This is a genomic window from Thermoactinomyces intermedius (genome assembly GCF_013912365.1).
In the GTDB taxonomy this organism is placed as follows: Bacteria; Bacillota; Bacilli; order Thermoactinomycetales; family Thermoactinomycetaceae; genus Thermoactinomyces; species Thermoactinomyces intermedius.
Map to the genome: position 1 here is coordinate 1 of NZ_JACETT010000091.1, position 2,114 is coordinate 2,114.

The window sequence follows — 2,114 nt, forward strand, 5'->3', positions numbered from 1 at the left end:
CCGTTTAACGCGTTAAACGGAACCATCCCAAACCTTGCAGGCAGACGGGTCATCGTCCGGTTGCAAGGTTTTTTGTTTGTTCAAACTGGAAAAATTTATTTGACAAGTATAAAAGATTTGTGATTGACACGTGTGAAGGAGGATCAGCCAAAGTGATGGAATAAATGGAATTCCACTTGTCCCCATGACCACAAGAAACAACCACTGATCACGCCTTCCGATTGGCCGTTGCCGCAACCGTTGGCCAAAATGCAGAAAGCGGCTTGAGCGGGGATGATGAGGAATCAATAAAAAAAGCGCCCGGCCATCATTTGGTCTGGGCGCTTTTCAGCTTTAAGAGGACAAGATTTGCTGAAGGATGGATAAATTGGCTGTTTCATTTCGTTTCAGTTCGTTTCGGTGAGACCAAACTTCAGCCGGGGAAACGGGAAGTTCACCACAGACGTCCACGCCGAGAACTTTTTTCCGGCAGGCGAGTCGGCCAAGGGCTGCCAGCAAATCCGCCAACCGCATGTTTCCCTGGTCCCAGTTCGTAATTGCGTCGGCACGGTCCAGGACATCTTTGTCAATACTGATATAGATGTCCTCGGTTGGAATGGCCGATACGAGTTGATCCCATTGCCGGTTCAGCCACAGCACGATTTTGTTTTTCAACCGGGACGGAAACGCTTTGGACTTTGAACAGGTCCCTACCAAAAAAACCTTTTGGAGAAAAGGTAAATTTCCGAGCGCTTCCGCGACCCAGGAACCACAAGAAAGCAACTTGCTTCCCATAAGCGGCTGACTGTCGGTATGGTTGTCAAACAAGACAAGAGTAAACGGTTGGTGGAATTTTTGCAAAAACAGATAAGTGACATAATGGTGATTCCCGTTTCCGATAAAGGTGATGCCCCGGCCGGTTTTTTCAGGAATCCGTTCCGTTAACTTTTGCCATGCTTGTCCGGAACAATAGAGGTTGGTTCCGGGGATATCTTGAAGTTCAATCCATTGATTGGCGACACGGGAAAGTTGAGGTTGCTCCCGATACGTATTGTCAAAATTTAAAAGTGTGACTTCTCTCAGTTCCATCAATATCATTTCCTTTCTGAATAAAAAAAGAAATGAAGTACAGAACCAAGTGAAAGTTGTATACCCTTCCGGACGGGGATCCAAACATCAATGACGAAAAAACCAACCGCAAAGCGGTTGGTTTTTTAAATTTGTCTGGCGCTGTTTTTTATATCAGCGGGCACTTCGATTTTACCGTTGTATTCACCTTTTAAATTCATTTCCATTTGTTGTTCCAGTTTGAAGGTATCTTGGTCATTGGTAACTAGGATATGCATTTCTTGCAGGGTCTTGGTTTGTTTGAAGTTGTTTTTGTCGATATAAATCTTTTGATTCAATTTCTCAAACTTCATATTTTGCAATTTGGACGGGTCGAAGCCCGAGCTTTGCAGGCCTCGGATGACTTGATCTTTCATCATGCTCTCAAATGATTGGCCGTCTTGTTTCAAGGCCGTAAAATCAATGGACAGAACGTATTGGTTGCCTTCTTCATTTAAGGAAACGCCGGCGGGAAGAGCATTTCCACCCAATTTTTCAAACAGTTGCTCCACCTGTTTGATGCCTGACATTGGATCCTGGGAGGCATCCATGGCGGAGGTGTCCACGGTGGTTTTCACCCAACCCATTTGCGGGATTTTGTTGTAAAGGGCGTTGTCGGCAAGGAACATCTCAATTTCTTCCGACGCACCGCTGGATTCGGTTTTTCCTTTTAAGTGTAAGGCCACCGGATTCATGGTGACATCAATGGTGGAAGTGGTGCGGGTTTTGATGGCTTGCGACACATCGCCGGAGGCTACCGTAATGGTTTGATTCGTTTTGACATCGTATGTATGCCCGCCTTTTTCCATGGTTTGCATGGATTTATCAATCACTTGGGTGGGAGTGAGTTTGGGTTGATCTGCGGCCGTTTCGTTTTCTTTGCCGCCGCAACCCGTCAAGAGAAGGGCCCCCGAAAGGGTCATGACTGAAAATAATTTCCACAAACTTCGCATAACACTTTGACTCCTTTGCTTCCGTAATCTATGTAATATTTTAGCATAAATTAAATTTTTTATATATAATAATTA

The 2,114-nt window shown here is 45.1% G+C and carries 2 protein-coding genes; both read right to left on the minus strand.

Annotation, left to right across the window (positions count from 1 at the left end; genetic code table 11):
• Positions 1–333 precede the first annotated feature (333 nt).
• On the minus strand, positions 334–1,068 hold the full coding sequence (locus tag H1R82_RS14290; protein WP_181731880.1) for an arginase family protein: 735 nt from the start codon (positions 1,066–1,068) through the stop codon (positions 334–336).
• Between the two features lie 125 nt (positions 1,069–1,193).
• Complete coding sequence (locus H1R82_RS14295; protein ID WP_181731879.1) at positions 1,194–2,039, minus strand: DUF6612 family protein; 846 nt, start codon at positions 2,037–2,039, stop codon at positions 1,194–1,196.
• Positions 2,040–2,114: the final 75 nt, after the last annotated feature.